Source organism: Streptomyces sp. NPDC006207 (assembly GCF_040613835.1).
Lineage (GTDB): Bacteria > Actinomycetota > Actinomycetes > Streptomycetales > Streptomycetaceae > Actinacidiphila.
The window spans coordinates 11,810-32,718 of sequence record NZ_JBEXSX010000072.1 but is presented as its reverse complement, the minus strand read 5'-3'; the positions used below and the strand labels follow the sequence as shown (position 1 = coordinate 32,718).

The following is a 20,909-nucleotide window of genomic DNA, read 5'->3' as shown; positions in this document are numbered from 1 at the left end:
CAGGGCGGGTGCCTGGTGGCTTCGGGCTGCTCCAGCGGGCGGCTCGTTCTCCGCCGCCGGCCGTGCCCAGTTACGGTCCGCGAGATGAGGCCGAAGTGCCCGGGCGGGAAGGCCCCGTTGCCGGTGAATGCCCGCTCTGCCTGTCGCATGGTTGCCACCGCAACTCGCGGGGGCTCACACCGTACGCCGCCTTGAACACCCGACTGAAGTGGGGTGCGCTGGCGAACCCCCACCGGTGGGCGATCGCCTCAATCGTCATGAACTGATGCACCGACGATGCGAGTTCTCTCCTGCACTCTTCAAGGCGCTGCGTCCGTATCCACTCGCCGAGGCTGATTCCCGCTCGGGACAGGGTCAGGTAGAGCTGCCGTACGGAAACGTGATGCTCGGCGGCGATACGTGCCGCAGTCAGGTCGGGTTCTGCCAGATGGAGGCGGACGTATTCCTGAACACGGAACAGCAGTGTGCTGTTCAGAGGTGCTCCGGCCAGATCGTCACGGCCCGGGATCATGCTGACCACAGCCCTTATCAGGTCGACACAGGGCTGCGCGAACAGGGCGGCCTCAGCCTCGCCGACAGCGGCCTGGTTGCGGGCCAACCGGGTGAAAAGCGCTGCTGTGGCACCCACGACGGGGCGCTGCGAACTCAGTCGTACAGCTGTGACCTCGTCGAGCAGGGACGGCCGCAGCCCCAGGAGGTGCGTGGGAACGCGCACGAGGACCGAATGCATCGTGCCGTGGAAAAAGACCTCATAGGGCTTCGCGTTCTCGAGCACCGCGAGATCTCCCGCCCGGATCACACCCCGCCTTCCTCCCTGGTGGAAGGCGGAGACGCCCGCTTCCTGGAGATGGACGAGAACGTGCGGCACGAAGTCCTCGTCCACCGAGGCAGTAGCACGGCGCAGGCGGGCCACGTTCCAGCCGATCTCCGAGACTTTCACCGACCCCACCGCGTTGGTGGTTGCGCTGGCCCTCAGGAGATGCGGGTCCGGGGGAAGGTCCACCTCTATACGGCCGTTGATGGCCCACGAGAATTCACGGATCGCGTCCGCGCGATCGCCGGGAGCCAGCGACGCCACGTCGAGTCGATCTGCCATGCGGGCTCCCTCCAGAACCGGTCGCGGGCTGCGCGCTGGGTCAGATCTCCACCGTACCGCGGCAAGTGCTGCATTTTGCGGCTTTTGCTGTATTGCACACCTTTATCTTCGTGCGGCCTTGCGGTCGGCAGCGCGGGGCATGGGGAACGGTCTCGGATTCGCGGTGCTCTCCTGGGTGAACCTCGATGGGGAGGGCGGTGCTCCGCAGAAGATCGGCCGCCCCAGCCCGTGGCAGAAGGCCCGCGACCTCCTGCCACACGCGTTTGAGGTCAGCCTGTTGCCGGGACGGGTTCTGCGGCCCCGGACGCGACCGCCGCGTGAGCGGCGTCGGTGGCCGGGGGTGTGATGGGGGTGTAGAAGACGCTGCCCTGCCGGCGGGCGCGTTCGGCGAGGCCCTTGGCCACCAGCGCCTCCAGGGTGTTACGCACGACCGGGGCGCTCGGCGTGGCGCGCTGAGGGTGCTGCTTGGCCAGGGCGTCGACGAACTCACTGACCATGCGCGGTTCGCTGCTTCCCGCCAGTATGTCCGCGACCAGGCTGCGCAGCGTCGGCTCCATGCTCGACGGTGAGCTGCCGGGCTTCGGCTTCCCGGCCGACTTGGGGGCAGGCGTCTTCTTACCGGCCTTTCGGGGCGCTGGCTCACCGGCCGCCTTCTTTCGCCCGCGCGGACGGGGCACTGGCTGGGCGGTGGGCGTCACCTTCGGCTCTTCGGCCTTGTCTGCAGACGCTTCACCTGCCGGTTCTTCCTCCACGACCACGCTTGAGGCGCCGGCCACGGTTCCTTGCAGTTGGGTCAGCCACGCCTGCTCCTGCTCGAGCTGAGCCAGCCTGTTCTGGAGTTCCGCGAGTTGCGTGCGGACCTTTTCCTGTTCGCCGGCGTTGTTGTCCAGGTCCTCTGCGAGACGCGTCGCATACCGGTCCTGAATGGTGTTGTTGTCGGTCACGACACTCCTCGTGTGTATGGGGTGGTGCTGCCGGATGGTACCTACCCGTGAGTCAATGTGTGTTGTTGTTGCGTGCCGGCAGCGCGTATCGAGCCTCTTGTGGCAGCCTTGTTGGGCCTCTGTAGAGCGGCGAGGAAGCCGTCGAGCAGTGTGACCGGTGCCCTTGGGGGTACTGGATCCCCGTCACTATTCGAGGTCTCCTTTACAACGACGCCGGTGCCACGAAGGCACGTGGAATTGCGCGGAGTTGTGGGGGCGGCCTCCGTTTCGTGGCCGGACGGACGAACGTGGGCACTGGGGCGCGTGACCATCCAGGGGATTGGCCGGCGCCTGCGCAGGGGTCTGCGCCTCTTGCAAGTGCGCGTGATGGCAGCACGAGCGTCTCCTGGCGGCGGAGCCGGCCCTGTCGAGGCCGTGGTCGGCGCGGTCCTCCTGGGGTAGGCCGGGACCGCAATGGGGGAGGGGGTGGGTCATGGTTGTGGTGGCGGCGCGGCTGGTGCGGGCCGGCCGCCGCGAGGCTCCTGCCGAGCGGATCCGACTGGCAGAACAGGCACAGTTACAAGCCGTTCAGTCGCTGGACGCTGTCTGGGGGATGACCGACCAGGAATTCGAGGAGTACGTGCCCATGCTGTACAGCCGGGATGGCTGCACCGATGTCCGCCGGGCAGGCGGCGCCGGCGGCCTGGGCGGCGACGTCATCGGCTACCTGCCCGATGGCGGGAGACTGGTGATCTAGTGCGTGCGTTACGCCCGGCATCGTTCGGTCGGCAGCCGGGACGTCCAGACGTTCAACGGCACCACCCGCGCCGAATACGGGCCAGACTTTGCCGGTCTTCGCCGCTTCCTGCACATATAATTCTCCGGCCTGCACGTTCGCGAGCAAGCGGCAGTTGAAGCTCATCGGCACCGACCTGCTCGGATTCTGGAATAGCGGCACACCTCTGACGTCGTTCCATGTTCTGGACATCGCCCGGTGCGGTGCTCACCGCAAGCCTCACTTCCGACGCTGATAGGACTCCGTCACCACCGCCGAGGCTGTACCTCCCGATCGGGCGGGTACGGCTGGCGCCGGTCGGCCCCGGCCGTGCCGCCTATGGGGTCCAGACGTCTGGGGCCGGCCTGCCGGACAGCCGGGGGAGTGGGTCCCCTGTCAGGGGCAGTCTGCGGCGGGAAACGGTGATGAAGTCGCCTTGTGCGGCAATGATGCGCGAGCGCAGTGCGAACCAGTCCTCATCGGGGGCCAGGCCGCGCTTGACGGCGATGTGGACGCGCCAGATCTGCTCGTCCAGGGCATGGGCCGCCTCTGCGATGTCCTTGTCGGCGACGAGGTTCACCATGCTCAGTGCCTCGTTCCACGGCCGCCAGTCGATGCTGGTCGCCACGACCACACCTTGCGGGATGCTTTCGGGACGGGAGGACTCCATGTCGCTGAGATCCACCAGCACCGTTGACGACTCCCGCAGCACCCGTGCGCAAACAGCCGCTTGCTGTTCACGGACCCAGTGGGGAAACCGGGGTGGAGTGACACCCGGCCGAATAGTTGCGACGTGGGGAAGTGCGGACCTGCGCAGACCAGATCGCCGGGTACGGCGGCCGGAGTCTGCCGGACCGCAGGTGCCCACTACTGCGGTGGCCGGTGGGCGAGTTCGTGGCGGAGAATGCGGGCCAGTTCGGCCGGCTGGGAGAGGAACGGGCTGTGCCCGGAGTGCAGGCGGACGGTGCGCTGGGCACGGGTGGCCATGGTTTGCTGGAGCGGTAGCGGGATGGCCAGGTCCTGTTCGCACAGGATGCAGGTGCTGGGTACGGTGCGCCAGGCGGCCCGGGTGAGGGGCTGGGTGACCGAGGCGAGGGACTGGCGGGCGAGTCTGGCGGCGGCTTGTTGTGCCAGGTGCGGTTCGACGTCGCTGTAGAGCACGTGCGAAGCCTGGGCCGCTTCGAAGTAGCCGTGGCCGGCGTGGCCCTGGGGGTCCTCGTGCACGTCCCAGTAGGGCGGGTAGACGCCGCCGGTCAGGGACAGGACCGAGTCGCCGGTGTCCTGCATCAGGGCGCTGAGGTAGATCATGTGCTCGACGTTGCCGGCTGCCGCGGCGGCTTCGGTGACGGGGCATCCTCCGTAGGAGTGGCCGACCACCACGGTCGGTCCGCCGACGACCGCGATGGCCTTGGCCACCGCCTCCGCATCGTCGTACAGGCCTCCCAGTGCCGCCGGGTCCGGTCCGCTGCTGGGCAGGGCAACGGTGCGTACGTCGAGGTCGGGGAGCTGCTCGGCCAGCGGCTGCCAGCACCAGGTGCCGTGCCAGGCGCCGTGGACCAGGACGAGGGTGGGAAGTGTGCTCACGTGCTGGGTCCTTCTGAGGTGAAGTGACAGGGCCCGCCCTGCCGTTTGCTGCTCGGGTGGTGTGCGGAGGCAGAGGACGAGGGGGGTCAGGCCTCGAGGGCGTCGCGGAGCATGCCTCGGGAGGTGATGCCCAGCTTGGGGTAGATCTGGTAGAGGTGGGCGCCCACGGTGCGGTGGGAGAGGAACAGGCGCTCGGCTATCTGCTTGTTGGTCAGGCCCGAGGCCGCCAGCCGGGCTATCTCCAGTTCCTGGGGGGTGAGCGTGTGCGGTGTGGTGGTGCCGGGCCGCCGCTTGGCTGCGCCGGCGGCGCGTAGTTCGCTCTCGGCGCGCTCCGTCCAGGGAGTGGCCCCCAGGTGCTGGAAGGCGGACAGTGCTGCTGCCAGCGGCCCCCTGGATTCGGTGGTGGCCCGCACACGCCGCAGCCGCTCACCGTGGGCGAGCTGGACGCGGGCGTAGTCGAAGGTCCACCGCCCGGCGCCGGGTACGTCGAGGGCGTGGGTGAACAGCTGCAGGGCCTGGTTGTCGTCGGTGGTGGTCAGGGCGGTGCAGGCGTGGGTGAGCAGGGCGTGGCGTGAGGACAGTTCGGTGATGCCGGCGTCCCGCATGGCCTGGGCGTGAGCGGCTGCCTCTTGGTGCCGGTTGGTTCGCATGGCTGCCTCGACCAGGTCCATCGTTGCCCACAGTGCGTGCGGGGCGTGTGAGGCGAGGTGGCCGGCGGGGCTGATGGCGGTGGCGTGCTCGTAGGCGTCGGCGAAGTCACCGCGTCCCAGGGCCGCCAGCCCTGCGGCGTGGTGCGCGTAGTGGGCGGCGCCGAACGCCTTGCGGCGGGTCGCCCAGTGGATGACCTGCTCGGCTGCCGCGTCGGCGCGGTCGGCCTCGCCGGTGGCGGCGGCCAGGAGGGCCTGGGCGTAGTGGAAGTACCAGGCGAATCCTGTGTAGCCGTGGGTGGTGCACAACTGGACGCCTTCTTCGGCGAGTTGCGCTGCCTCGTCCCACATCCCGGTGAGGTAGTCGTCCAGGGTGAGGTGGATGAGTCCGGCCATGTGCCGGCGTGCCGGGCCGCCGTCTCGTCCCATGCGGACCATGCGCCACTGTGCTTCGCGGACGTCGCCGAGACGGTCGACGTACAGGGTCGCCGAGCCGGTTCGCTGGAGTTGGACGGGGTCGGTGACGTCGGTCAGCTGTGCTATCAGTTCGTCGAGTTCGCCCGAGGCGGCGGCGCCTGTGCGGGCGGGGTCGGAGAAGGTCTTGGCCAGCGCGGACAGCACCGGCGGGGCCTTGGGGGTCAGCTTGTCCAGCGCGCGGTGGTAGGGCTGCCACAGTTCGGGCCGGGCGCCGAAGAAGCACACCAGGGCAAGGGTGTGCAGGGCGTCGATGAGCGACTTGTCCGCGGCGTCGTACTCGTGGGTTCCGGCTTCGATCGCGTCGACCAGCAGGGCGTGCGCGGTGTCGATGTCGCTGTCGCTGTTGAGGATGAGAACGGCGGCGGCCGCGGCCGAGTGCAGGGAGCTCTTGGGGTCCGCGGCCGTGTGCCGTGCATCGTCCAGGAGTTTTTGGGCGCTGTGCAGCGACCCGGTGGCCTCGGCGCCGATGTAGGCGGCGGTGGCGAGGCGGCGGCTGCGGCCGGCTCCGGGCGGTGTGAGGTCCGCGGCCCGGAGCAGGGTGCGCATGCCGCCGATGGCGTCGCCGCAGCGCAGCGTGAGGCGCGCCGCGTCTTCCAGCAGGGCGGCGACGTTCTCGTCGGGCTCCAAGGTGGCCTCGCCCAGGTGCCAGGCCCGGCGCTCGGGCTGGTCCACCAGGACCTGGGCCAGGGCGGTGTGGACCGCGCGCCGCCGGCTGCTGGTGGAGTTCTCCACCACGGCCGAGCGGATGAGGGGGTGGCGGAACCTCAGCCGTCGTGCGTCCTCGTCGATGTAGACCAGCTGGTCGCGTTCGGCGGGGCCGAGGTCTTCCAGGTCGTAGCCGTCATCGGTCTGCCGGGAGGCGGCCTGCAGGACGCCGAGGTCGCCGACGCCTTCCAGCGCGGCGAGCAGCAGCAGGCGCTGGGTGGGCTGGGGCAGGCTGGTGACGCGGGAGCCGAACACCGTTTCCAGGCGCCGGCCGAGCGGCAGTACGGCCGGGACGTCGCCGACTGCCGGCCCTGGCGTGGCCGGCAGGGCGGACGGCAGTTCCAGCAAGGCGAGCGGATTGCCGCATGCCACGGTCAGCAGCCTCCGGCGGGCGCTGGGAACCAGGTGGGGGGAGGCGTGGGCGACCAGGCGGGCGGCCGACTCCTCGTCCAGCGGCTGCAGCCGGTATTCGGGCAGGGCACCGCAGTCGTTCAGGCTCGCCGCTCCGGTACGTGACGCGGCGAGAAAGCTCACACCGATGCCGACCGCCCGTCGTCGGACGAAGCCCAGGACGGCCGCACTGGCCTGGTCCAGCCAGGGCAGGTCGTCGATCACCAGGACGAGCGGATCTCCGGCCGCGACCGTCCGCAGCAGGAGCAGCACGGCGTTGGAGACCATCAGCATCTGGGGCGGTGAGCCGCTTTCGAAGCCGAGTGCCACGCGCAGGGCGTCACGGAAGGGCACCTCCAGATCCTCGATCTCGCGCTGGAAGGGAAACAGGACCTGGTTGAGACCCGAGTAACTGCAGTTCGCCTCGAACTCCACACCGGCGGCTCGCAGTACCCGGGCGCCCTCGGCGCGGGCTCCCGCCGCGACGGCGTCCAGCACTGCTGTCTTCCCGACCCCGGCATCCCCCGAGACCAGCAATGCTCCGCCTCCGGTGCCCAGGCCCGCGAGCTCACGGATCGTGTGCAGATCGCGGTCTCGACCGATCAGCGCATGGGCCGTATCGCGCTGGGAAGAGTCACTACCGATCACTGCTTGCTTCCGTTTCTTCTCGTGAGCCAGGGGATGGGCATGGGGCAGGGCTGCCCGCCCGGCGGCGCCCGGCGCGGGGGCCGGCGTGCAGCGCCTGGACGGGGGTACGGCGGGCGGGGCCGGTTGAGCGTGCCGGCCGACGTGGTGTGCGGCCGCAGCCGGCCGTTCGCCGGCCAGGGGCGGGGCCTGTGTGCGGACTACGGTCAGCGTCCGGCGTGGTGGCCTGGGCCGGTGACCGGCATGTCGAGGTCGCAGACAACCCCGGGTGCCCGATGGGTGCCGGCTCTCGCCGGCGGGCCCGGCCTGCGGAGCCCGGCCTCCCTTCCGGTGCTGCCCGGCGGAGGGGAACCGGTGGGGCCGTGCACGCAGAGCCGTTCACCGGCGCCGGCGTGAAGGACCGGCGGCGCGGCCGCCGCGTCGTCGCGGACGGGAGCAACGCGGCGGAGGCGGTCCGCATCGGGGATCGAGGGCACCAGGTCGTGGTCGCAGCAGGTCCGTCCTCGGCCCCGGGTCGGCACGGTGCGGCCGGCGGCCGCGTACGCATCGGCAGTGGAGAGCGAGACAGAAATATTCAGAGACCTTTGAACTAGTTCATACCGTCGTTTGCACTAGGAGAATACATGGACGCGGGATGTGGTGCTGCGGAGGACCAAGCCCGCTCCGCCGGCGCGACCTGCGGTCGCCGGCGACGGCCGGCTGTCCTCCCCGGTGGTCTGGTCACCGTCGGCCGGGTCCGTGGCCGCCTCCGGCCGGGTGTTGCGGCGCCGTGGCCGGTAGCGACATGAACGTCCGGGTCCCGGTGCCCGACGAGACCAGGGCGGTTGCGCGACTGCTGGATGGACTGTCGGCCGGGCATCCGCAGCACCGCCATGCCGGCCATGCCGTGCGAGGCCCCGTCCCGTGTTCGCTTGGTCTCTCGGAGCGGCAACGCCGAGTGATGGTTGTGTGAGGCAACGCTTGCTGTGGCAAACCGCGACGGCGTCGCAGGCCCCCGCCTGGAGTCAGATATCGGTGCCAAGCGCCTGGCGGAGGGTGGCTACGGCCTGGGCGACCGCCGTGCGGGCCGCATCGGTTGCCGACAGCGCGTTGAGCATGACGAAGTCGTGGATGGTCGCCTGGTAGCGGGTCGCGGTCACGGGAACTCCGGCAGTGCGCAGTTTCTCGGCGTAGGCCTCGCCTTCGTCCCTCAGGACGTCGGCTTCCGCGGTGATGACCAGGGCCGGGGGCAGGCCGGCGAGTTCCTGCGCGGTGGCGCGCAGCGGGCTGGCCGTGATCTGTGCGCGTTGTCCTTCGTCGGTCGTGTACTGGTCCCAGAACCACTGCATGACATCGCGGCGCAGGAAGTAGCCCTCGGCGAACTGACGGTAGGAGGGTGTGCCGAAGTCCGCGTCGGTGACGGGATGGAACAACACCTGATGGCGGAAGGAGACATCCCCGCGTTCCTTGGCCAGCAGCGTCAGGGCTGCGCTGAGGTTGCCGCCGGTGGAGTCGCCGGCCACGGCCATTCGTGTGGGGTCGATGCCGTGCTCACTGCCGTGGCGGGTGGCCCATCGGGCGACCGCGTAGCACTCTTCCAGCGCCTGGGGGTAGCGGGCCTCGGGGGAAAGGCTGTACTCGGGGAAGATCACGGCGGCCCGCGTGCCGACGGCCAGTTCGCGTATCAGGCGGTCGTGGGTGCGTGTGCCCCCGAAGACCCAGCCGCCGCCGTGGAGGTACAAGACGGCGGGTAGCGGCCCGTCAGCGTGCCTCGGGCGCACAAGGCGCACCGCGACGCATCCCTTCGGCCCGCCGGACACCGCGATCCAGCTGTCCTCCACCTCAAGGTGGTGGTGCTCTGCGGCCTGCACCTTCTCCAGCGCCCTGCGGCCTGCTGCCGGTCCCAGATCGAAGGGGAACGGCGGGGCGGCGGTGGCTTCGGTGAAGTCGCGGGCAGCCGGTTCGAGAACCGGCTGCTGCAAGGGGACGTACTGGGGCATCACGCATTCCTGGTGGGGGAGAAGGGCATCCGTGCCGGCTGGGGGAGCGGACGTGTAGCGGACCGCGTCCGCTGCCGGCCTCCCGGGCCCGCCCCGCGCACGCACAGACGCTGCCTGCGATCCAACTGCGAAAGCGTGCCCCGCGGCATCGGGCATGTGACTGTGGACGCCGGTTGCGGCCGTGTACCGCTGGGAAGCGGCCTGCCTCAAGGGGCGCGGAATGCCCGTGCCGCACTTGGTGACACCAGCGCCCTCGGTAGTGCCCTCTCGGCCGCTGGCGCCATTGGGCGCCGTGTACTCCACGCGCCGGTCCCGCGACCCAGCGTCGCAATTTTAGGTGTGCGCAATATAATGGCCTGCGTGGAAGTTGTGGGGTGTACAGTTTAGTGCGCGAGTATTGTGCGGACAGGAGTTGCGATGAGTGAGAACCAGCCCGCCGCTGAGCGGCCGGCGGCGGAGGCTGACGAGGTCAGCCTGCTCCTCGACGACCAGATGTGTTTCGCCCTGTACGCGGCGCAGCGGGCCTTGACCAACCGCTACCGGCCCCTGCTGGAAGAGTTCGACCTGACCTATCCGCAGTACCTGGTGATGCTGGTGCTGTGGGAACACGGGGCGCTGCCCATCAAATCGCTGGGCAAGCTCCTGCAACTCGACTACGGCACCTTGACGCCGCTGCTCAAGCGCCTGCAGGCCCATGGTCTGGTGCGGCGCGAGCGCCAGGCGAACGACGAGCGTTCGGTGCAGATCAGCCTCACCGAGCAGGGCGCGGAACTGCGCAAGCGTGCGCGTGTCATTCCGGCCACGATCGGGCAGGCCGCGGGCCTCACCGCGGCGGAGGCCGCGGATGTCAAGGCTGTTCTGGAGCGCTTGACGGCGAACGTCACCGCAAGCCGCTAAGTCCCCGTGAGGGGATGTCAGTTGGCAGGGACGCGATCACGCAGTTCGTCGAGGAGCCCGCACCGTTGGGCGGCGGCTGTGAGCGTTTCAAGGAGAAGTCTCCGGCCGTGGCGCAGACGTGATCGCACACTACCCGGGCTGACGTCCAGGATCTGCCCGATGTCGGCGGCGCTGAAGTCTTCGGCGTCGGTCAGGTACACCACGATCCGCACCTCGGCGGGCAGGCGCCGCAGCGCGGCGGACACTTCCTCGTCGGGCAGCAGGTCCAGTGCCTGTGTGACCCGGGCCGCGTGGTCGTCGGGGACCAAAGCCCGCTCACACGGGACCTCCTGGGGGCGTTGTGCGGCGGGCTGGAAGACCATGTCCCCGGGCCGGTTCGGGTCGCCGGAGGTGTCGAGCGCGGTGTCGGCGAGGATCTGGAACAGCCGGACTCTCACGCCGGCTTTCTCGGGCAGCGTCTCGAACGCCTGGAATGCCTGCTGGTAGGTGCGCTGAACCAGGTCGCCGGGATCGGCATGGCCGCAGGCCATGATTGTCGCGGCTGCGTACATTCGGCCGAGGAAGGGCGTGGCCTCTCGGTCGAACCGCGCGAGTGCGGTCTCCCTGCTGGCCGGCTGCCGGATCACGGCGCTGTCACTGTCGCCTTCGCCCGTGCACCTGACCGGGTGGACGGGATCGATGCGGGAGCGGGAGCGGTTCCTGTCCGCCCTGGTACGCGGAGGGCCGCTGCGGTGCGGCGGTGCCGCCCGTGTCGGCCGGCCAGAGGTCTCGCAGGCGTTCGGATGCCGCTTTCCCCCGATGCCGGCCCTTGACATGGTCGGTTGTGGCCGGCAGGCATGCAGTGTCGCCGGGCACCGCTGTTGCTGAGGACATGTGGTTCTCCAAACTGACAACAGACCCCCTTCTCGGCGGAAGGGGGCGGCCCGCTGCGCTCACTCGGTGCGGCGGTCACGGGGCAGTGATCGGGTGCAGGGGCGTGGTGTGCGGCGCCCGCAGGGCTTCGGTGGGGCAGTCCACGGCCCCCGGGTGGCCCGGGGCGGCCGGGCAGCTCGGTGTCGAGCCGCCCGGCCGCCCCGTCTGGCTACGGCTTGTGCACGCGGTAGGGCACGGGCCGATGCGTCAGCGCATCGAGCGGAAGCCCGCACGCATTTCGCGGACCAGCAGTTCCGGCTGCTCCCAGGCGGCGAAGTGACCGCCCTTGGGGAGCCGGTTGTAGTGGACGAGGTTGGGGTAGGCCTGCTCGGTCCAGCTCTTGGGGGCCTGGTAGAGCTCGTCGGGGAAGGCACTGACGGCGACCGGGAGCTTGACGTTGTTGATGCCGAAGAACGAGGTGGTGTTCTCCGCGTACAGACGTGCCGCGGAGATCGCCGTGTTGGTCAGCCAGAAGAGCGTGATGTTGTCCAGGACGTCATCGCGGGACAGGCCCTCGTCGACGCCGTTGAAAGCCCGGGTGATCAGGGCCAGGCTCTTCGCGTCGTGGTCGAGCATGAAAGAGGCCAGGCCCACAGGGGAGTCCGCGAGCCCGGTCAGGGACTGCGGGCGGTCGCCCATCATGTAGGCGTAGTACACGTGCCGGTAGACGAAGCCGAGCTGCTCGACCGCGGCCTGCTCCTCCTCGGACAGCGACAGGCCTTCGGGCAGCGGGTCGCCCTTGGCGAGCGCGGCGTCGATGTCGGCCGGAATCACCTTGGGCATGTTGGTGTGGAGGCCGGCCAGGCCCTGCGGCTCCCGCGCACCCATCAGGTCGGTGACGATCGCGCCCCAGTCGCCGCCCTGCGCGACGTACTTGGTGTAGCCCAGGCGCTCCATCAGCTCACCCCAAGCGCGGGCGATGCGCTCGGGGCCCCAGCCCTTGGCGGCAGGCTTGCCGGAGAAGCCGTAGCCGGGCATCGAGGGGATCACCACGTGGAAGGCGTCGGAGGCGTCGCCGCCGTGGGCGGTGGGGTTGGTCAGCGGCTCGATGATCTTCAGCTGCTCGACGACCGAGCCCGGCCAGCCGTGCGTGACGATGACCGGCAGTGCGTCCTCGTGGTTGGAGCGGACGTGGATGAAGTGAATGTCCAGCCCGTCGATCTCGGTGATGAACTGCGGGTAGGAGTTCAGCTTCGCCTCGACCTTGCGCCAGTCGTACTGGTTCGCCCAGTACTCCGCGAGCTTGCGCACCGTGTCGAGCTGGGTGCCCTGGGACTGGTCCTCGACGGTCTCCTTCTCGGGGAAGCGCGTGGCCTGGATGCGCTGCCGCAGGTCCGCGAGCTCCGCCTCGGAGAACTGGACGGTGAACGGGCGGATGGCGTGTCGGTCGGTGGTGACGGACATGATGGTCTCCCAAAGGTCTAAATGAATGAGCAGAAAGGCGGGCGACACGAAGTCGCCGAGATTTCCGCGAATCGAGATCCCGCCGGTCGGCTGAGGCCGTGTGGCCCGCTCCCGGTTTCCGGCGCACTTCAATCATGGGCGCGGGCTGTAAGTGCGGTAATCCGGAACGTGACCTAGATTCCGTGGCGGCGGTGGCGTCGTTCCTAGGTAACGTGACGCGGTACCGGCAGCCACCGTCATGACAGTCACGCGACCCGCGACCCGCGACCCGCGATGCGCGACCTGCGGGCGGCGGCGCGTTCCTTGCCGAGCTGTCGCCCGGCGCGGCGTATGGGGAGGGCGTGCATCCTGCGGCAGGTGAGCGGGACGAGGTCCGCGGGAGGGGTCCCTGGCGCGGGGCGGCGCAACGCGGGGTGATCAACGGTCGGCGGCGAACGCCAAAGGCGTTGGGCGCTCACGTCCGGCGGCCCTGGCGCCTTGGCCCCGGTGGGTTTCCAGCAGCCTCAGCCAGATCTCGCTGATCGTGGGGAAGGCGGGCACGGCATGCCAGAGCCGGTCGATCGGTACCTCGCCGGCGACGGCGACGGTGGCCGAATGCACCAGTTCTGCCACGCCGGGCCCGGCGAACGTCACGCCGGCCACGGTGCCACGGTCGACGTCGACGAGCATGCGGGCCTGGCCGCGGTACCCCTGGACGTACTGGTGGGCGCCCGCCACGTGCGCCAGGTCGTAGTCGACCACCTTGATCCGGTGCCCGAAACCGATGGCGTCGCGAGTGGTCATGCCGACGGAGGCGACTTCCGGATGCGTGAAGACCACCTGTGGTACGGCCATGTGGTCGGCGGTGGCCACATGCGCACCCCACAGGGTGTCGTCGACCACCTCGCCGCGTGCGCGCGCCCCGATGACGGCGCCGGCGATGCGGGCCTGGTACTTGCCCTGGTGGGTCAGCAGGGCGCGGTGGTTGACGTCGCCGACGGCGTACAACCAGCCGTCGGCGACGCCGGTCACCCGGAAGGTGTCGTCCACCTTCAGCCAGTCGCCCGGGGTGAGACCGATCGTCTCCAGCCCCAGGTCCCAGGTGTTGGGGGCCCGGCCGGTGGTGAAAAGGATCTCGTCCGCCACCACGTGCCCGCCGTCGGCAAGGGCGATCTGGACCTCGCCGTTCTCACGCGCCAGGCGGGCCACGGAGGTGGTGAACCGGACGTCGACGCCGGCCTCGCGCAGGCCGTCGGCCACCAACCGGCTGGCGAAGGATTCCATCCGCTGCAGCAGCCCTTCCTCGCGGACCAGCAGGGTCACCTCGGAGCCGAGCGCCTGCCAGGCGGTGGCCATCTCGACGGCCACAACGCCGCCGCCGACGATGGCCAGGCGTGAGGGGACCTGGCCGGCACTGGTTGCCTCACGGCTGGTCCATGCGCGGACGGTGTCCAGGCCGGGAAGTGCGGGCACAGCCGCATGGGTGCCGGTGGCCACCGCCACGGCATGCCGCGCCGACAGCGTGATCGGGTCCCCGCCGGCGGTCTCGACGCGGACGGTTCGGGGGCCGTCGACACGGCCGTGGCCGCGGATCAGATCGACGCCGGCCGACTCCAGTCGGCCGACCTGGGCCTCGTCCTTCCAGCAGGAGGCCATCTTGTCGCGGTGAGCCAGGACCGCCCTGGCGTCCAAAGGCCCGGCGACCGCCCGGTCAAGCCCGGGCACCCGGCGCGCGTCAGCCTGCACCACCACCGGGCGCAGCAGCGCCTTGCTGGGGTCGCAGGCCCAGAAGGAGCACTCGCCGCCCAGCAGTTCACGCTCCACGATCACGGTGCTCAGCCCGGCGGCACGAGCGCGTTCGGCCACGTTCTCGCCCACCGGCCCCGCGCCGATGACGATCACGTCGTAAGTGCGGGTGGTCTCGTTCATCACTGCTCCGTACGGGTGGGGGGAATCGGGTCGGAAATGGCAGGGCCCGGATGACTGCTGACTGCCGGCACGCGCGCTCGCCGTCGCCTGCAGCGAATGGGGGGGCGGGCAGCCCGTCGGCGGACTCCCGTGATGGCCGCCGGGGCGGGGCGCGTGGGGTTGTGCCGGTGGTGGTGCGCCGGACGTGGCAGGGGGGACCGGCGGCCGCACAGCCCGGTCCGGCACCGGGTGGGGGGCCGGGCTGGGGCGAGCTCAGCGGCCGGGGAGCCGCTTGCTCACTTCCTGGAGTACCCAGCCGTTGCCGTCCGGGTCGCTGAAGGCCAGGTAGGAACCGTAGGAGGCGCGCTCGGGGTGCGGGCCGGTGATACTCCGCTGGCCCTCACCGTCGTGGACGCACCCGCCGCCCTGGTGGCCGTGGTGGAGGAGACCACCCTCGTCGTGGAAGATCTCACTGACGGCGATACCGCGGCCCGTAGCTCTGCGCGGGCCTCGTCGATGTCGGACACGATGAGATACAGGCCCTGGAACGCGCCCGCGGGGATGCCGGTCATCCCCTCGCCGAAGATGATCGAGCACTCGGAGCCGGGCGGGGTGAAGTGCACCACCCCGGAAGTCGTCGCCGGCCGTGCAATCGACGTCGAGACGGAAGCCGGCCTCTTCGTAGAAGGCCTTGGCCCGATCGATGTCGGAGACGGGGAGCACGACCATTTCGAGCTTCAAGTCCATGGGGGCGTCCTTCAGATGGTGATTCCTGAACGTCGAAAGGGCAGCACTCGCTGCGTCATGTGTTCATCGATGTGAGAGCGCCTGCACAGCGGCGCATACAGCCCGGCTGCCACAACGGGCATGCGATCAGGCAAGGGGGCCAGCCGATCACCGCCGGCTCCGACCCACACCGGAAAGGTACCCGACCTTTAACTTTGACGCAAGCAACGCTTGCAAACTTAACGATTGTCAAAGGTATTTCCTTGATCGAAAAGTGCTTCACCGGACGGTGATGCCTCGGGTTTCCGCAGGTCGCAGCGGATGCGTCCCGTTGCGGCACACCCTTCCCGCGCCTTCATGCGACCGTGAGCACTGACCCCTGACGTCACATGGGCCCCTTGTGTGCGGTGCATCCGGCCGTCGGCGCGTTCGGTGTAGCCGGCGGGTGGGTGGGCTCTTTGCGCAGGTGATCTCAAAGTCGTTCGGCTTGATTCCCCAGGCCGGCCCGCGCTGACCTGCGGTCTGGCTGCCTGGCTCTGCGGCCGGCCCGGAAGCCACCTGGTACCTCGAGACGGCGTTCACGCCAGGGAGCACCTGGGGACGGTGTACGACGATCCGGCAACGCCCGTCGTGGTCACCGGGATTGAAGAGGTGACCGCCATTCGTACACCCAGCGGCCGTCTTGTCGACGCCGAGCGTCCCGCCGACGACCAGGACGCGCATCGAGTCGTGATCGGTCTGCGGACTACGCCTTCGCGGCGGGTCCGGGCGGTAGATCTTCTTGCGTGCCGCGAGTGCCTGGCCTGTGAGGAACGGGCTCATCGGTCGTACCTGCCGACCGGCGCGTACGGTCCGTGCCCGCCCCGTGTGGCCGCGGCAGCAGTCCGAGGGCGTGATCCGGCGGTTCTGGACCGGCGGACAGGGGCCTTGGCCAGCATCGATCATCGTCACCCCGGGACAGGCCGCCGACAGCCCCGCTTCGTCCCCGTGCCGGAGAGCATCAGGCTCCGTCTGCATCGCCGGGTGCAGACTCCTGGTGTACGAGAGCATCGCCGGACGTGGAACCCACGTCAGCCCCCGGCACTGCGCCAGTCAGCCGGACTCGGTGAGGTCGGTGGAAGCGGCCATGTCCGTGACCACGCGCAGTAGCCCGCTCAATGCGGGTGACGTGTTTCCGGGCGACCAGACCATCTCAGTGGGGGCGAACTCTCCGGTCAGCGGTACGAACACCACACCGGTGCGGCGAAGACTGCTTGCTGACCGGGCCAGGCGCGTCACCCCGACGCCGGCCGCCACGAGGCCGAGCAGCCCTTGCACGCTCGCGTCCCGATGAACGACGTCGGGGGTGAAGCCGGCCGTACGGAAGGAGCTGTCGAATGCCTGGTGCCAGGGTTCCCACGAGCTGCGTGGTGTCAGCACCCAGCGTTCGTCCGCCAGTTCCCCCAAGGCGAGTTCCGTGCGCCCCGCGAGCGGATGGTCCTCGGGCAGGACCGCGCACACCGGCTCGACCACCAGCGTCCTCGTCTTCAGGCCGTCCACCAGCGGAGGCCGGGTGAATGCGACGTCGTAGCGTCCCTTGAGCAGGCCGTCGATCAGAGGTGCGATCGTGGTCTCCTCGGTCGACAGCGTCAGACTCGGCAGGCGTTGTCGTACGGCCCGGACCACCGGCGGGAGCAGGTGGTTCGTCGTGGTGGCGAGGAAGGCGAGGCGCAGGGTGCCGATCTCGCCGCGCGCTGCCCGTGCCACGACGTCGATGGCTTCGTCGGCCCGGTCCAGTACCGCGCGGGCTTCAGGAAGGAAGAGGGCTCCGACCGGGGTCAGGCTGGTGCCCCGGGTGCCGCGGTCGAAGAGCCTCACGCCCAGCATCCGCTCGAGCAGGCTTATCTGCTGGGAAAGGGACTGCTGGCTGATCATGAGGCGGTCGGCGGCACGCGTGTAGCTGGACTCCTCGGCGACGGCGACGAAGTATCTCAGCTGCCGAAGATCAGGTGTCACAGGAAGAGCTTACAACCGCGACAGGTAATCGGTGTTGGACGGCCACGAGGCCCCGAGACAACCATTGACCTCGGTGAATGCCGGATTGAAGGACACAGGAATGACACGCGGCACACAGGAAAGCGGCTGGTCGATCACGGGCTGCTTGGTGGGAATCGGCCGGGAGATGCCCTGGCAACACCGGCCTCCCGGCGACTGGGGGATGGTCACTGCACGCTGTCGGAAAGGCTTGCCGATTTTGCGCACACCGGCGGTGATGGTGTCAGCACAGTGATGCCGAACGTAAGGGGCCCGCTCTCCACCTTGTCGCGGTCACGACAACACTGTCCGTGTTCGACAACCGGCATCGCAACCTGGGAGCCCCTCAGCCGCTCGACATTCCGGTCGTGACCGGGGCCGCCACGTCACTCTCCGATTGCCGGGCCTGCTCAGCCACCTCGCCGGTCCCTTGTGACCACGGCCACGCCGCAGCTCGTTGGATCACGTCCGGTGCGCTGTGCGGCCCCTGGTGCCCGTGCCGCAACGGCAGCAACGGCGTATCGAGCGTGGAACGCCGGCCACCAGGTGCCCTGCCGCGTGAGCAGCGCTGCACCCCGCGTCGAACCGAGCCTCAGGAAGCGCCACACGCTTCTGCCTGTCAACCGCTACTCAAGAAAGTCGCACCATGATTACTCGCACTCCTCAAGAACTCAGCGACCGGATCGCGATCCGCGAACTCGTCGACGCCTACTCCCACCACGCCGACCGACGCGAACCCGCACGGCAAGCTGCACTGTTCACGAAGAACGCCCATCTCGCTACCTACTCCGGCGACCCCGCGACGACTTCGCCGGACGTGGAGCTGAACGGACGCACCGAACTCCAGAACGCCTTTGAAAGCCTGAAAAACCACACTGCGACGACCCACCTCAACGGTCAAAGCACGATCGCCGTGGACGGCGATCGTGCCACCGGCGAAACCTACTGCCTCGCACATCACCTCTCGGAGCAAGAGGGTGAACGCACACTCATGGTTATGGCAATCCGATACTTCGACGTATTCGTCCGCGTCGAAGGCACCTGGCAATTCGACGATCGCGCACTGATCATCGACTGGGTCGACAGCCGGACCTCACACGCCTGACCCCGGGGCCTGGCCCGCGCAGCGTCCCTGAGACGACAACTCCCACCCGCTCATGGCAGCACCGCCGGCATACCCGGCAGTCAATCTGTCAGGCGCGACCGGGTGCTAATCCTCCACACAGCGGCACGAGCCGGTATCGACCCGCAAACCCTGCGCGGCAGGCCGTGGTCCCGCGCTTTCGGCCCGCGGCCCCGTGGAAATGCTCCACCTTCAGGACGCCTGACCGTTTCAGGTGACAAGGCGGTTACCCGCCTCAAATCGATAGCCCCCCACCTGCTTTGAGCCTGAGGCTCGGAAAGTGTGCCAACGTGATCATCTATGACAAACTCTTCATTGGCGGCGAGTGGGTGAAGCCCAGCTCGGCCGAGCTGCTCGACATCCGGTCACCGCACGACCAGTCCTTGGTCGGACGTGCCGTGCAGGCCACCTCGGCCGATGTCGACAAGGCAGTGGCCGCCGCTCGGAACGCCTTCGACCACGGGCCGTGGCCGCTGACCACCCCCCAGGAGCGGCAGGACCTGGTCGCCCGCTTCAACGAGCTCCACGCGGCGCGAGCCGCCGAAGCCGCCAGACTGATCAGCGCGGAGCGGGGCGCCCCTATCTGGTTCACCAGCTACCTCCAGACCGCGCTCGCAGGCCAGACAGACGCCTACCTGCGTGCCGCGGCGGCCTTCGGCTGGGAGGAAGCCCTCGACCCGTCCGGTGCGGCCAAGGGCTTGGTACGCCGGGAGCCAATTGGGGTGGTCGCCGCCGTGATCCCGTGGAACGCTCCCCATCAGTCGGCACTGACCAAGCTCGTCCCAGCCCTGCTGGCCGGCAACACGGTCATCCTCAAAGCCTCACCGGAGAACTCCCTGAGCGTGTTCATGCTCGCAGAGATCATCGCAGAGGCGGGATTTCCCGAGGGCGTGGTCAGCATCATGCCCGCGGACCGCGAGACCAGCGAGTATCTGGTCGCCCACCCTGACGTCGACAAGATTTCCTTCACCGGATCCACGGCTGCCGGACGGCGGATCGCAGCCATCGCGGGCGAACAGCTCAAGCGGGTCAGCTTGGAGCTGGGCGGTAAGTCGGCCACGATCATCCTTGAGGACGCGGACCTCTCCGCCGTCACGGACGGCATCAAGTTCGCCTCGTTCGCCAACAATGCGGAAAACTGCCAGGCGCACACCCGAGTCCTCGCTCCGAGAAGCCGTTACGAGGAAGTCGTCGCGGCGCTCAAGGTGACAGTGGAAAATCTCGTGGTGGGAGATCCCGCTGACGCAACCACCTTCGTTGGCCCAATGGTCAGGGCGGACCAGCAGCGACGGGTACGGTCGTACATCGAGCTGGGTATCGCGGAGGGAGCCCGCCTGGTCACCGGCGGAGCGGATGTGCCGGAAGGACTGGAGGGCGGAAACTACGTCAAGCCCACCCTGTTCGCCGACGTCGATAACCACATGCGGATCGCTCAGGAGGAGATCTTCGGTCCCGTTCTCGTGGTGATCCCTTACGAGGACGAGGAAGACGCGATCAGGATCGCCAACGACTCGCCCTACGGCCTCGGCGGCGGTGTTTGGACGGCCGACACCGACCACGGTGTTGACATCGCCCGCCGAATCCGTACCGGATTCTTCATGGTGAACGCCGCGCCGGTGAGCTTTGAAGGCCCTTTCGGCGGATACAAGGCCAGCGGCATCGGGCGAGAATTTGGCTCGGCGGGCCTCAGCGAATACGTTGAGCACAAAACGATCAATATCTGACCGCGCCCCGTCGGTGGTCGTCGTGAGAAGTCGGAGGTCCGGGCGATCCGGCCGAATCCTTCCGGCGGACTTCCATAGGAATGAAATTCGACGCGCCCTGTTTCGGCGACCTCGACCGGGAATATTTGGACACCGTTGAAGTGTGGTGCATGGCGGTCGGAAGAGATGGCTGAGACTGTTGGGGTGCGGGAATGAATAGGATGCATTCAGACCAGGTTGTTGAGGGATTCTTCGAGGTGGTCGAGAGGCTGGTCGGGGTGATTCCCGGGGCGTACATGCGCCAAGGGGCCAGTGGGACGAGGCTGTTGGTCAGTGCCATGCCGATTCCGACACTGAACGGACTGAGCTTCGAAGCTGCACCGGACTTCGTGGAAGCCGCGGAACTTGCCGGAGAGCTGGCGGGCGGGCAGCTGCCCTGGTCGGTACAGGTGCGAGGCGAGCCGTCTGCGGAGGTAGCCGCCTTCGCGGCGAGGTACGGACTGGCAAACACCATCCGGCTGCCCCTGCTTGCTCTCGAAGAGGACATCACCCTGCCTGCGCCGCAACTGCCTGAAGGGGCCGTGGTCCGCACGCTCTCCGGACCGGACCCGCGCGGCTACGCCGACGCACTTGTGCAGGGTTTTGGAATGCCTGCCGAAGTCGCAGCCGTCATGGCAGCCCCTGCGATGCTCGACGGTCCTGGCATGGCTGGCTACGTTGTTGAGCGGGACGGTGAGACCGTAGCAACCGGCTTCAACGTTCTGATGGGAGACCGGGTCGGCCTGTTCAACGGCTCGGTCCCTCCTCAGCACCGCGGTAACGGCTACTACCGCGCCCTCGTGCTGACGCGCCTGCACGATGCCCGCCAAGCCGGCGCCAAGCTCGCGTTCACACAGAACTCGCCCATGTCCCGGCCCATTTATGAGTCACTGGGATTTCGTCACGTAGAGACCTGGACCTACCTGACCACCTGAGCCCTCCCTGTAGCCAGCTTGGCCCGCGTTGGTCACGTCCGTTGGAGTG

The 20,909-nt window shown here is 68.7% G+C and carries 15 protein-coding genes and 1 pseudogene; 5 read left to right on the top strand and 11 right to left on the bottom strand.

Features of this window, described 5'->3' with window-relative positions; genetic code table 11:
- Window positions 1–70: 70 nt before the first annotated feature.
- Together ABZ312_RS38045 and ABZ312_RS38040 are read right to left on the bottom strand one after the other, a co-directional pair.
- Window positions 71–1,096: a helix-turn-helix domain-containing protein gene (locus ABZ312_RS38045; RefSeq protein ID WP_500328258.1), complete on the bottom strand. Its 1,026-nt coding sequence runs from the start codon at window positions 1,094–1,096 to the stop codon at window positions 71–73.
- A 269-nt stretch (window positions 1,097–1,365) separates the two neighbouring features.
- Window positions 1,366–2,040, bottom strand: coding sequence for a hypothetical protein (locus ABZ312_RS38040; RefSeq protein WP_500328257.1), 675 nt, complete (start codon window positions 2,038–2,040; stop codon window positions 1,366–1,368).
- Window positions 2,041–2,512: 472 nt separating this feature from the next.
- Here ABZ312_RS38040 and ABZ312_RS38035 point away from each other — a divergent pair, with 472 nt between their 5' ends.
- Window positions 2,513–2,776: a hypothetical protein gene (locus ABZ312_RS38035; protein WP_500328256.1), complete on the top strand. Its 264-nt coding sequence runs from the start codon at window positions 2,513–2,515 to the stop codon at window positions 2,774–2,776.
- A 355-nt stretch (window positions 2,777–3,131) separates the two neighbouring features.
- Here ABZ312_RS38035 and ABZ312_RS38030 read toward each other — a convergent pair whose 3' ends face one another.
- The 4 genes from ABZ312_RS38030 to ABZ312_RS38015 form a co-directional block, all read right to left on the bottom strand.
- On the bottom strand, window positions 3,132–3,485 hold the full coding sequence (locus ABZ312_RS38030; protein WP_500439688.1) for a hypothetical protein: 354 nt from the start codon (window positions 3,483–3,485) through the stop codon (window positions 3,132–3,134).
- Between the two features lie 176 nt (window positions 3,486–3,661).
- Window positions 3,662–4,378, bottom strand: coding sequence for an alpha/beta hydrolase (locus ABZ312_RS38025; protein ID WP_500439687.1), 717 nt, complete (start codon window positions 4,376–4,378; stop codon window positions 3,662–3,664).
- 86 nt (window positions 4,379–4,464) lie between these two features.
- Complete coding sequence (locus tag ABZ312_RS38020) at window positions 4,465–7,245, bottom strand: ATP-binding protein (protein ID WP_500439686.1); 2,781 nt, start codon at window positions 7,243–7,245, stop codon at window positions 4,465–4,467.
- 1,001 nt (window positions 7,246–8,246) lie between these two features.
- Window positions 8,247–9,221: an alpha/beta hydrolase gene (locus tag ABZ312_RS38015; protein ID WP_500439685.1), complete on the bottom strand. Its 975-nt coding sequence runs from the start codon at window positions 9,219–9,221 to the stop codon at window positions 8,247–8,249.
- A 417-nt stretch (window positions 9,222–9,638) separates the two neighbouring features.
- On the opposite strand from ABZ312_RS38015, the gene ABZ312_RS38010 reads away from it, so the two are divergent.
- Entirely contained in the window at window positions 9,639–10,118 is a 480-nt protein-coding gene (locus tag ABZ312_RS38010; RefSeq protein ID WP_500328251.1) for a MarR family winged helix-turn-helix transcriptional regulator, read from the top strand.
- Between the two features lie 17 nt (window positions 10,119–10,135).
- Here the strand turns inward: ABZ312_RS38010 and ABZ312_RS38005 are convergent, their stop codons facing one another.
- The 5 genes and pseudogenes from ABZ312_RS38005 to ABZ312_RS37985 all read right to left on the bottom strand — a co-directional run bounded on the left by ABZ312_RS38005 (window position 10,136) and on the right by ABZ312_RS37985 (window position 17,042).
- A complete protein-coding gene (locus ABZ312_RS38005; RefSeq protein WP_500328250.1) occupies window positions 10,136–10,744 on the bottom strand; it encodes an RNA polymerase sigma factor in 609 nt (202 codons plus the stop codon).
- Between the two features lie 493 nt (window positions 10,745–11,237).
- The gene (locus ABZ312_RS38000; RefSeq protein ID WP_500439684.1) at window positions 11,238–12,434 is read right to left on the bottom strand and encodes an epoxide hydrolase family protein; all 1,197 of its coding nucleotides are present in this window, start codon (window positions 12,432–12,434) and stop codon (window positions 11,238–11,240) included.
- 417 nt (window positions 12,435–12,851) lie between these two features.
- Window positions 12,852–14,342 (bottom strand): dihydrolipoyl dehydrogenase family protein, encoded by a 1,491-nt coding sequence (locus ABZ312_RS37995; protein WP_500439683.1) that lies wholly within the window; start codon window positions 14,340–14,342, stop codon window positions 12,852–12,854.
- 252 nt (window positions 14,343–14,594) lie between these two features.
- Window positions 14,595–15,068: pseudogene (locus ABZ312_RS37990) on the bottom strand (VOC family protein).
- Window positions 15,069–16,139: 1,071 nt separating this feature from the next.
- Window positions 16,140–17,042 carry a LysR family transcriptional regulator gene (locus tag ABZ312_RS37985; RefSeq protein WP_500439682.1) on the bottom strand — a complete coding sequence of 301 codons (903 nt, stop codon included), beginning with the start codon at window positions 17,040–17,042 and terminating at the stop codon, window positions 16,140–16,142.
- A gap of 664 nt (window positions 17,043–17,706) precedes the next feature.
- Between ABZ312_RS37985 and ABZ312_RS37980 the strand changes: the two genes are divergently transcribed.
- The 3 genes from ABZ312_RS37980 (at window position 17,707) to ABZ312_RS37970 (ending at window position 20,860) form a co-directional block, all read left to right on the top strand.
- The gene (locus ABZ312_RS37980) at window positions 17,707–18,165 is read left to right on the top strand and encodes a nuclear transport factor 2 family protein (RefSeq protein ID WP_500328245.1); all 459 of its coding nucleotides are present in this window, start codon (window positions 17,707–17,709) and stop codon (window positions 18,163–18,165) included.
- A gap of 308 nt (window positions 18,166–18,473) precedes the next feature.
- On the top strand, window positions 18,474–19,907 hold the full coding sequence (locus ABZ312_RS37975; protein ID WP_500439681.1) for an aldehyde dehydrogenase: 1,434 nt from the start codon (window positions 18,474–18,476) through the stop codon (window positions 19,905–19,907).
- A 200-nt stretch (window positions 19,908–20,107) separates the two neighbouring features.
- Window positions 20,108–20,860: a GNAT family N-acetyltransferase gene (locus ABZ312_RS37970; RefSeq protein ID WP_500439680.1), complete on the top strand. Its 753-nt coding sequence runs from the start codon at window positions 20,108–20,110 to the stop codon at window positions 20,858–20,860.
- Window positions 20,861–20,909 lie beyond the last annotated feature (49 nt).

Coding starts and splice junctions, on each gene's coding strand:
- ABZ312_RS38045 (WP_500328258.1), bottom strand. CDS start 1,096: ATGGCAGATCGACTCGACGTGGCGTCGCTGGCTCCCGGCGATCGCGCG.
- ABZ312_RS38035 (WP_500328256.1), top strand. CDS start 2,513: ATGGTTGTGGTGGCGGCGCGGCTGGTGCGGGCCGGCCGCCGCGAGGCT.
- ABZ312_RS38015 (WP_500439685.1), bottom strand. CDS start 9,221: ATGCCCCAGTACGTCCCCTTGCAGCAGCCGGTTCTCGAACCGGCTGCC.
- ABZ312_RS38010 (WP_500328251.1), top strand. CDS start 9,639: ATGAGTGAGAACCAGCCCGCCGCTGAGCGGCCGGCGGCGGAGGCTGAC.
- ABZ312_RS38000 (WP_500439684.1), bottom strand. CDS start 12,434: ATGTCCGTCACCACCGACCGACACGCCATCCGCCCGTTCACCGTCCAG.
- ABZ312_RS37995 (WP_500439683.1), bottom strand. CDS start 14,342: ATGAACGAGACCACCCGCACTTACGACGTGATCGTCATCGGCGCGGGG.
- ABZ312_RS37980 (WP_500328245.1), top strand. CDS start 17,707: ATGATTACTCGCACTCCTCAAGAACTCAGCGACCGGATCGCGATCCGC.
- ABZ312_RS37970 (WP_500439680.1), top strand. CDS start 20,108: ATGCATTCAGACCAGGTTGTTGAGGGATTCTTCGAGGTGGTCGAGAGG.